At 72.8% G+C, this 9,716-nt stretch carries 9 protein-coding genes and 1 pseudogene; 4 read left to right on the plus strand and 6 right to left on the minus strand.

The features are described from left to right. The first annotated feature begins 53 nt into the window (after positions 1–53). Positions 54–1,301: a PP2C family protein-serine/threonine phosphatase gene (locus ACWGIU_RS18920; RefSeq protein ID WP_453707235.1), complete on the plus strand. Its 1,248-nt coding sequence runs from the start codon at positions 54–56 to the stop codon at positions 1,299–1,301. Positions 1,302–1,359: 58 nt separating this feature from the next. Next, on the plus strand, positions 1,360–2,121 hold the full coding sequence (locus ACWGIU_RS18925) for a GNAT family N-acetyltransferase (protein ID WP_453707219.1): 762 nt from the start codon (positions 1,360–1,362) through the stop codon (positions 2,119–2,121). A gap of 29 nt (positions 2,122–2,150) precedes the next feature. Here the strand turns inward: ACWGIU_RS18925 and ACWGIU_RS18930 are convergent, their stop codons facing one another. From ACWGIU_RS18930 to ACWGIU_RS18950, 5 genes are all read right to left on the minus strand, one after another. Next, on the minus strand, positions 2,151–2,951 hold the full coding sequence (locus tag ACWGIU_RS18930; protein WP_453707221.1) for an arylamine N-acetyltransferase family protein: 801 nt from the start codon (positions 2,949–2,951) through the stop codon (positions 2,151–2,153). Positions 2,952–3,213: 262 nt separating this feature from the next. After that, positions 3,214–3,729, minus strand: coding sequence for a hypothetical protein (locus ACWGIU_RS18935; protein ID WP_453707223.1), 516 nt, complete (start codon positions 3,727–3,729; stop codon positions 3,214–3,216). 117 nt (positions 3,730–3,846) lie between these two features. Then, a complete protein-coding gene (locus ACWGIU_RS18940) occupies positions 3,847–5,370 on the minus strand; it encodes a serine/threonine-protein kinase (protein ID WP_453707225.1) in 1,524 nt (507 codons plus the stop codon). 161 nt (positions 5,371–5,531) lie between these two features. Then, positions 5,532–5,831: a DUF4190 domain-containing protein gene (locus ACWGIU_RS18945; protein ID WP_453707227.1), complete on the minus strand. Its 300-nt coding sequence runs from the start codon at positions 5,829–5,831 to the stop codon at positions 5,532–5,534. After that, positions 5,828–6,019: a hypothetical protein gene (locus ACWGIU_RS18950; protein WP_453707229.1), complete on the minus strand. Its 192-nt coding sequence runs from the start codon at positions 6,017–6,019 to the stop codon at positions 5,828–5,830. Before ACWGIU_RS18950 ends, ACWGIU_RS18945 begins: the two co-directional genes overlap by 4 nt. A 99-nt stretch (positions 6,020–6,118) precedes the next feature. On the opposite strand from ACWGIU_RS18950, the gene ACWGIU_RS18955 reads away from it, so the two are divergent. After that, complete coding sequence (locus tag ACWGIU_RS18955; protein ID WP_453707231.1) at positions 6,119–6,742, plus strand: TetR family transcriptional regulator; 624 nt, start codon at positions 6,119–6,121, stop codon at positions 6,740–6,742. Positions 6,743–6,797: 55 nt separating this feature from the next. Here ACWGIU_RS18955 and ACWGIU_RS18960 read toward each other — a convergent pair whose 3' ends face one another. Then, on the minus strand, positions 6,798–8,849 hold the full coding sequence (locus ACWGIU_RS18960) for an MMPL family transporter (RefSeq protein WP_453707233.1): 2,052 nt from the start codon (positions 8,847–8,849) through the stop codon (positions 6,798–6,800). 333 nt (positions 8,850–9,182) lie between these two features. Here ACWGIU_RS18960 and ACWGIU_RS18965 point away from each other — a divergent pair. Beyond that, positions 9,183–9,716: pseudogene (locus tag ACWGIU_RS18965) on the plus strand (hypothetical protein); the annotation flags it as partial.

Below are 9,716 nucleotides of genomic sequence, written 5' to 3' on the forward strand. Positions count from 1 at the left end.
GGGTCGACGACGGGCCCGCCCCGCACGGTCGCACTTATCGTGGACGCGACCTCATGGCCCGGCGGTGGTGCGAACAGGTGGATGTGGACAGATCAAGGATCGACTACCACTCGGTCTTCCACGCCCTGCCGGGCGCGGTCGCCCTGCTGACCCCTGACCTGGTGTACCTGGACGTCAACCAGTCGTTCCTGGAGGCGTCCGGCCGCACCCGCGAGCAGCTCCTCGACCGCTACCTCTTCGACGTCTTCCCCGACAATCCCAACGATCCGGCGGCGAACGGCATGCGCAACCTGCGTGGCTCCCTGGAGCGGGTCGCGGCCACCGGCGAGCCCGACAGCATGGCCGTTCAGCGCTACGACGTCGAGTACCCCGACGGGTCCGGGCTCTGGCACGAGCGCTACTGGAGCCCCGTCAACGTGCCCGTTCTCGCCCCCGACGGCACCGTGATGCTGCTCCTGCACCGCGTGGAGGAGGTCACCGAGATCATCCGGGCCGGCGCCCGCGGCGGCGACGGGCACGTGCTGGAAGCCGAGATCTACAGCCGTGGCCGGGAGCTCCAGCTGGTCAACGAACGCCTGCGCCGGGCCCACGCCCGCGAGCGCGAGGTGGCCCTCCATCTCCAGGAGGCCCTGCTGCCCGCGCTCCGTCCGCTCGGCCACCACCAGGCCGCCGTCCGCTACCGGCCCGCCACCGTCGCCCTGAACGTGTGCGGCGACTGGTACGACCTCGTCGACCAGCCCGGCCGCACCGCTGTGGCCGTCGGCGACGTAGTCGGCCACGGACTCCTCGCGGCCGGTGTCATGGGCCTGCTCCGCAGCGCCCTGTCCGCCGCCTCCCGCGTAGCCGTGGGTCCGGCCCAGGCCCTGGAGGTGCTCGGTCTGTACGCCCGCGACATCGACGGCGCCGAGTCCACGACCGCCGTGTCCGTCTTCATCGACTGGACCAGCCGCACCCTCACCTACAGCAGCGCGGGTCACCCCCCTCCGGTCCTGTGTCACCCCGACGGGACCGTCACCTTCCTCGACCAGGCCACCGACCCCCCGCTCGGCGCCCGGCCCGAACACACCCGCCGCCCCGAGGACCGGCTCGCCTTCGCCGAAGGCTCCACCCTCGTCCTCTACACCGACGGGCTCATCGAACGCCGCCGAGAGGACATCGACGTAGGTCTGGGCAGGCTCGCGGACGCCCTCGTACGACACCGCGCCGCCGACCCCGAAACCCTCGCCGAGGCCCTGCTGGCCGAGCTCATCCCCGCGGGCGGCCTCACCGACGACACCGCGCTGGTCATCCTCAGGCTGTGACGGCCTGCCCGCGGGGAATGCGGCGGCGTCCGCAGCCCCGGCTGCATAGGCTCGGCCCATGCCGAGCCCAGCACTCCAGCGCGTCAACGCCTTTCTTTCGGACTTCGCCCGCCGCCAGGCCGCGCGCACCGTGGCCCTTCCCGGAGGGTTCGCCGTGTACGACGACGCGTACGCGCAGTCCCATGCGAACAACCAGGTCGTCATCGACGCGGCCGTCGACCCCGAGGCGCTGCCCGCCCTCGCGGAGGAAGCCCTGGGGCAGCTGCCGCACCGGCTGATCTCCGTACTCGACGACGACACCGGCAAGGCGTGCGCGGAGCCGCTGATCCGGGCCGGGTACACCCACTCCACCTACCTGGTCATGCTGCACACGGGCCAGGTGCCGGACGCCGGACCCGCCGAGGAGGTGGACCTCGACGCGCTGCGCGCTCCGCTCACCCGGCGCTGGCGGGGCTTCCTCCCGGACGCCGACGACGAAGTCCTGCGCCAGCTCGTCGACCGGCGCGAGGCCCGGCGGCGAGGGGCGGACGTCGTGCGGTTCGTCGGCGCCCGTGCCGAGACGGGCGAGGTCGCCTCATGGGCCGATCTCTACGTCGACCGGGCGACCGGCACCGCCCAGATCGAGGACCTGATCACCTCGGAGGCGCACCTCGGCCGTGGCTACGCCGACGCCGTCCTGGCGGGCGCCCTGCGCCTGGCCGCCGCCCACGACAGCGACTTCTGCTTCCTGATCGCCGATGCCATGGACTGGCCGCGCCATTGGTACGAACGCCGCGGCTTCGCCGTGATCGGCCACTCGCACGGCTTCGAACGCGGCTGACGCCCCTGCGCGCTGCCCGCGCCCGGTCGTCACGGGCGGGGGTGGAGGGGGACCGGGACGCCCGGCAGGTCGATGCCGAAGTGGGTCCGGTAGGCCGCCAGCACCTCCGCGTCGTCGGTCAGGGTGTGCTCGGTCCGTTCCCCGTCGGCCGTGACCGTCAGGACGTGGTCGCTGAGGGTGGTCCGGCCGGTTTCCGTCAGCAGCGAGCACACCGGCTTGCGGGTGAAACCGGATACGGGCGAGGTGCTGTGCCACCACGCACCGGTCACGAAGTCGGACAGGACCCGTGGGCGCGTCTCGAGCCGGTACTGCGGCACGCCGTCCTGGAGGACGTCGAGGTCCTCGCGACGGCCGTCGACCGGCGCGATCCTGAACACGCCGCCCGGGTCGGTCTGCTCGGCGCGCTCGTCGAAGGCCAGCGGGAAATGACTGTGGTTGCCGAAGCCCACGTCCACCAGCCAAGGACGGCCGTCCTCGCACTCCACGCGCAGCGCCAGGTGATCGTAGGGGACGCCCGGCCCACCGTCGGCCGAGTGCACCCGGGCCTGCAGCAGCTCCACTTGGTAGCCGAGGGACCGCAACAGCAGCGCGAACACGCCGTTCAGCTCGTAACAGAACCCGCCGCGGCCGCCGTGCAGCAGCTTGTCGAGCAGCGCCTCCCCTTCCAGCACGATCTCCTGCCCCAGATGGATGGACAGGCTTTCGAAGGGAACGGTCCGCAGATGCCGCAGGTGCAGGTCGCGCAGGGCGGCCGCACTCGCCGAGCCGGGCCGCTCCGCCCCGATCCGCCGCGGGTAGGCGTCAACGCGTGATGCGGGAAACTCTTCCATCCCGCCAGTCTCGCAACCTGCCCCCCGCCCCCGCCATAGCCGGCTGGACCCAGGCCGTCTCTTTCGGATCTTGCGTGACCCGCGCCGCCCGGCACCGCACCTCGCCGCGTTGTCGGAGCACCCAAGCGCGTTGTCGGAGCACCCAAGTACGTCCAGTACACGGGCGCCCCTCCGCCTTGAGAGGCACAGTGCCGGACGACGCGGGCTCAGCCGGCAAGATCCGGAAGAGGCGATTTGGGCCAGCCGGCTATGGGCCTTGTCGTCACGGGAGGGCGCTGGTCACGCCGTCGACGATCATCATCCACATGGGCTGGGCGCCCGTGCCGAACGCCGAGGCGAGCACGTACCCGATGGCCGCGTCGGCCGGCCGGATCTCGCGGTCCTCCCGCCATTCGGCGATGACCGTCTCGTCCCCGTCCGAGGAGAAGTCGCCCAGGTGCACGCCGTCGCGGGTCAGCCGGCTGCTGGGGACGGAGTCCGGGACCAGGCGGTAGTCCGCTCCGTCGTACGTCACGTCCACCCGGTACGAGTGCCTGCTCAGCCGGCCCTTCGCCGGCCGCAGCCCGACCGCCGTGCCGTCGACCCGCAGTGTGAGGTGCGCCGGGTCGCGGGTGCCGATGCCGATCTGCGGGTCCGCCTCCGTCGCCGGGGCGCGCTCCAGGGTCACGCGGGGGATCGCCCCGCCGGTGACCTCGATGCGGTCCTGGCCGTCCTGGCGGACCGTGATCGCGCCGAAGCGGGTGTCCTCGATGGGTGCTCGGTCTGTCTCGTCGTTCACAGGTATGCGTCGCTTCGGTGGGGGGTGAATTGTTCGGTGTGGGGTGAACTGTCGGAAGCCATAAGGGACTTTCCGTATCACCCTACCGGTGTTGATCATGGTGCGGGCCGGGGCGGATCAATCCCGCTTCCACACCTTGGCGACGGCTTCCAGGTGATCGTCCTGGCCGTCCTGGATGTCGGTGACCTCCAGGACGAGCAGCAGGTCGGAGGAGACGCGGACGCAGATCATGTCGTCGATGCCCCACTCCGCGTCCTCCACCAGGGTTCCGTAGCCGGAGCTCCATCCGTCCGCGAGGCAGTCGCTGTTCAGCTCGGCATCCCCGGACTTGAGCAGCAGGATGTCGTTCCCGGCCAGGTCCCAGTTCGGGTGCAGGTCGACATCGAAACCGGTTCCCGACTGCGCCTCCGTGAGGTCGGAGGCGTCGATGCCGTGGCCGGTGGGCAGTTGGATCTCCGCCTCGTCCGACATGGACCACCCGTCGAGCGGGTCGGAGCTCTCCGGCGCCGGATCCGTGGCGGTGCCGCCGCTGTCGTCCTGGGAGACGTAGCGGTCGGCTGCGTCCTTCCCGTTCTGCACGGCCGTGTACGCCAGGGCCCCGATCGCCGCGGCCACCACCACGGCGGCGGCCGCGACGAAGGGTGCCGTACGGAACCGGGGGCGGGCCCCGGCCGGGCGCGGGCCGTACCCGGGCGGGGCGGCGGGCGGCTCGGCCACCACCGCGGGGTCCACCCGCGTCGGCGCGTACCTCGGGGGCGCGGTGGCCGTCAGCGAGGGGTCGGAGTCCGCCTCCAACGCCGAGGAGGCGCGCGCGAGCAGGCTGTGCGCGACGGGGGCCGGCAGCCAGTCCGAACCGACCGGGCGGGCGTCGTCCGCCTCTGCCGAGAGTTCCGTGAAGAGGGCGTCCAGGGTGGGCCGCGCGGCGGGATCCTTGACGAGGCAGCGCCGTACGAGGTCCCGCGCGAGCCCGGAGAGGGTTTCCAGCCGCGGCTCGGAGTGCACGACCCGGTAGAGCAGGGCCGGAGTGGCGCCGGTCCCGAAGGGGCTCTCGCCGCTCAGGGTGAAGGCCAGCACGGCGCCGAAGGAGAACACGTCCGAGGCGGTCCCGACCAGGCCCCCGGAGGCCTGCTCGGGCGACATGAAACCGGGGGAGCCGACGGTCATTCCGGTACGGGTCAGCGCGCTCGCCTCGGTGGCCCGCGAGATCCCGAAGTCGATCACCCGGGGCCCGTCGGGGCCCAGCAGGACGTTGGACGGTTTCAGGTCCCGGTGCACCAGCCCGGCGGCATGCACGGCCGCAAGGGCCGCCGCCAGCCCGCGGGCCAGGGCGAGCGCCGAGGCCTCGGGGAACGGCCCGTGTTCGGCCACCGCCTCGGCGAGCGACATCCCGGGTACGAAGGCCGTACTCAGCCACGGTGTCGGATCGTCCACACCGGCGGCGAGGACCTGTGCCGTGTACCGCCCGTCCACGGCCCGCGCGGCGGCGACCTCCCGGGCGAACCGGCGTCGGAACTCCGGATCCCGTGCCAGTTCCGGATGGACCACCTTGACGGCCACGCTGCGTCCGCCGGGCGTGCGGGCCAGGTAGACCCGGCCCATGCCTCCGCTGCCGAGTCGTGCGACGACGTGGTAGGGCCCCACCCGCACGGGGTCACCCGGTATCAACGCGTCCACTCGGCCCCCCGCATCGCGCCTGGTACGGCCGGATTCTAGTGGCCTGAACCATGGTCATGCAGGCGTTCCGAGGCGTTCGCAGACGCGGCGCGGCCGCCGCCGGCGCGGGTCCGACCGTTCGACGGCTCTCAGGTCAGGCCCCAGGACCACGTCCCGTCGGCGGTGACGAGGCAGCCGAGGACGGCCAGGTCGGCCAGGCCCAGGGCGATGCCCAGACGGGCCCGGCCGGGCCTGGTCGTGCGCCGCCGCAGGGCGAGGGCGCCCAGGACGACGGCGGTCGGGCCGAGGATCAGGTTCATCACGAGCAGCCCCACCAGACCGAGGACGAAGCCGGTGACCGCCATCGCGTCGGCGTCACGGGTACGGCTACGGGCCGGAGGTCGGGCTCCGGTACGGGCCCGGGTGTCGGACCCGGTCCGCGGGCTCATCGCAGACCTCCGCGTTCGTGGCCGAGGTGTCCGGCCCGGCGGTGGCGCGAGAAGCGCTCCCGTGTGGCGAAGAGGGCGAGCCAGAGGGCGATGGCGAGACCGGCGGCCACGCTGACGGGCACGGGGACGTGGGCCACGGCGCCGAGGACGACGCCGAGCACCAGCAACGCACCTACGAGGAAGAGCATGAGACGTCCTTCCATTCAGGTAACAGTTGTTCACTGACTACCCGGTTCAGTTGTCCTCATGCTGGCGGCGTACAACTGTGACGCGATTGACTTCGGGTCATGAGTCCGCACACCGGCTTCCGTGAGACCCAGCGCCGCCGTACCCGACGCGCCCTCCTCGACGCGGCCTTGGCCGAATTGACGGACCGCAGCCTCGGCAGCCTCGGCCTCAGAGAGGTGACCCGGGCCGCCGGAGTAGCCCCCACCGCCTTCTACCGGCACTTCCGGGGCATGGACGAGCTGGGGACCACGCTGGTCGAGGAGGCGCTGGCCAGCCTGCACGCGACGGTGCGGGACATCCTCGCCGCGACCGGCGACGCCGGGCGGCGCGGCGACGCCGTGGTGGGGCTCGTCGCCGAACTCGTGCGCAGCCGGCCCGCGCACGTCCGTTTCCTGGTCCGCGAGCGCCACGGCGGGGTGCCGGAGGTGCGCGAGGCCATTGCCGGGCAATTCGACGTGCTCGCCGACGAGGTGGGCGTCGCGCTCGCGGCCGATCCCGTGAGCGCGGGCTGGGACGCCGACGACGTGACGATGCTGTCCCGGCTGCTGGTGGATCACATGTTCATGACGGCCTCGGCGTTCCTGGCCGCCTCGCTCCGGGGAGAGGACTGGTCGGCCGCCACCTCCACGGCACGCGCGCAGCTGCGCCTGATCCATCTCGGACGCGTGAACTGGCCCGGCTGACGTGAACGGTGCGCCGCTGCGCCCCCGCAGGTGGTGCCCGGAACCCCCGGCCGCGTCAGAGATCGGCGCTCGGGCGGCGGCTCAGCCGGCCCGGCCACCAGGCCGCGGGGCCGATGTCGAGAACCAGGGCGGGCACCAGCAGCGAGCGCACGATCAGGGTGTCCATGAGGACGCCGAAGGCCACGATGAAGGCGATCTGCACGAGGAACGCCAGCGGGATGACGCTCAGCGCGGCGAACGTGGCGGCGAGAACCACTCCCGCGGAGGTGATCACCCCGCCGGTGGCCGTCAGTCCCCGGGTCACGCCCTCGCGGACGCCGTGCCGCAGCGACTCCTCGCGCACCCGTGACATGAGGAAGATGTTGTAGTCCACTCCCAGGGCGACGAGGAAGACGAACCCGTACAGGGGGACCGACGAATCCGTGCCGCTGAACCCGAACACGTGGCGGAAGACCAGGGCGGACACGCCCAGGGTGGCGAAGAAGTTCAGGGCCACCGTCGCCACCAGCAGCAGCGGCATCACCAAAGACCGCAGCAGGGCCACCAGGATGACGAGGATGATGGCCAGCACCACCGGGACGATGACCTCGCGGTCGCGCTCGGCCGTCTTCTGCGTGTCGTAGGCCTGCGCGGTGTAGCCGCCCACGAGGGCCTGCGCCCCCGGCACCCGGTGGACCGCCTCGCGGAGCCTGACGACCGTCTCCTTCGCCGCCGCGCTGTCCGCGGGGTCCTTCAGGACCACGTCGATCCGTACCCGGCCGGCCTTCTCGCCCCGCACGGCGGCCGAGTCCACGCCCTGCGTGCCTTCGGCCTCCTCGCGTACCCGCGCCTGCCGGTCGGCGGCGGCGATCACGACGGCCGGATTGCCGGCCCCTCCCGGGAAATGCCGGCCGAGTACCCTCTGCGCCGTCACCGAAGGTGCCTCGTTCACGAAGATCTCGTCCAGCGGAACTCCGCCCGAGTGCAGCGTGGGGGCGAAGGCGGCGCACGCGAGCAGGCCCGCCAGGGCCACGGCCCACACCCGCCGGGGAGCACCGCTCACCAGGGCGGCGATCCGGCTCCAGATCCCGGCCGAGCCGCTCCCGGCGGTCACGTGCGCCGGCCAGTAGGCCTTGCGTCCCAGCAGCACGAGCGCCGCCGGCAGGAAGGTGAGCGCGCTCGCCACCGCGCAGACGATCCCGATCGCCCCGACGGGCCCCAGCGCCCGGTTGTTGGTCAGGTCGCTGAGGAACAGGGCGAGCAGGCCCAGGGCCACGGTGCCGGCGCTGGCCACGATCGGCCCCCAGGACTGCCGTAGAGCCGCACGCATGGCGGCATACCGGTCCTCGGTGTGTCCCAGTTCCTCACGGAAGCGGGCGGTCAGCAGCAGGGCGTAGTCGGTGGCCGCGCCGATGACGAGGATCGAGAGGATCCCCTGGACCTGGCCGTCGACCCGGACGAGCCCCGCGCTCGCCAGGGCGTAGACGATCGCGCAGGCCAGGGAGAGGGAGAACACCGCCCCGACGATGATCAACAGCGGCAGGAGGGCGCTGCGGTAGACGAGCAGCAGGATGACGAGGACGGCCGCCAGCGCCACGCCCAGCAGCAGTCCGTCGATTCCGGCGAAGGCCTCCGACAGATCGGCCCGGGTGGCAGCGGGTCCCGTCACGTGGAACCTGGTGGCCGCGACACGGGAGCCGGCCTCCCGGATCTCGGCGACCGCCGCAGGCAGCTCGTCGCCCAGCGTGGGGTCCATGGGGACGACCGCCTGCATCGCCCTGCCGTCGCGCGACGCGACGACGGGGGAGGCCGTCCCGGCGATCCAGGGCCGGCCCTCCAGCGAGGCCAGTGCGGCCCGCGCGGAGGCGGTATCGGACGGGGTCACACCCGTGGCACCGTCCGCCGTCCAGACCACCACGGCCGGCAGCGACTCCTCCTGCCGGAAAGCACCCTGGGCCTGGGCGACCCTGGTGGATTCGGCGCTGCGGGGGAGGAAGGCCGCCTGGTCGTTGGTGGAGACCTCGCCGAGCTTTCCCGCGTAAGCGCCGAGGCTTCCTCCGACGCCCAGCCAGACCACGAGGAGGAGGACGGGCACCAGCCACCGGGCCGGTCTGGGCGAGGTACGCATGATGCTCCTGAGGCAAGTGGGGGTGGACGGCCCAGGGGCCCGGTGGTCCAGAGTGGCCACGGGCGAACCCCGAAGGCGGCCGGACACGCCCCGGAGCGGAGGGCTCACCCTCCCCGCGGCGGCGGGCGGGGGCAACATGCAGCGTTTCTGCATCACTTGCCGTACCCGGATCCGGTGCGGCGGTCACCCGCACGCACGGCAGCGGTCCGACCGGTCGGCGGGACGTCGGACAGCCCGGCTGCGAGCATGCGGTTCAGCAGCCGGGATGAACATGCGCGGCGGGGGACGTGGCGGAACGGGCTGCGGGCGACTCGCGCGGGCAGGGTGGCCGGTATGGACGTGGATGCGGTGATCTTCGAGTTGTACGGGCTGCGGCCGGCGGACTTCACCAAGGCCCGCGACGCCTACGTGGTGCAGGCCCGTCGGGAGAAGGACACCGCTGCCGCGGCCGCGATCGGCGGACTGCGCAGGCCGAACCTGGCCGTATGGGCCGCGAACCTGCTGGCTCGTACCCGTCCCGACCTGGCCGAGGGGCTGCTGGACCTCGGCACGGAGCTACGCCGTGCGCACCGGGAGCTCGACGGCGAGCGGCTGCGCGCGCTGTCGCACCAGCAGCACCGGGTGATCGGCGCGCTGTCCGGGGAGGCTGCACAGCTGGCGGCCGGGGCGGGGGAGGGGCTACGGGAGACGGCGCTGCGTGAGGTGGGAGTGATCTTCCACGGACTGCTGGGCGACGACGACGCGGCCCGTCGATGGGCGGCCGGCCGTCTTGCGAAGCCGCCGCCCCTGACGGTGGGTTTCGAGGGGCTGGAGCCGGCCCCCGGCGCCGCGCCCCCGCCGGCCGCTCCCGCATCCGCACCCGCCCCG

The sequence above is a fragment of the Streptomyces sp. NPDC054840 genome, assembly GCF_053611065.1.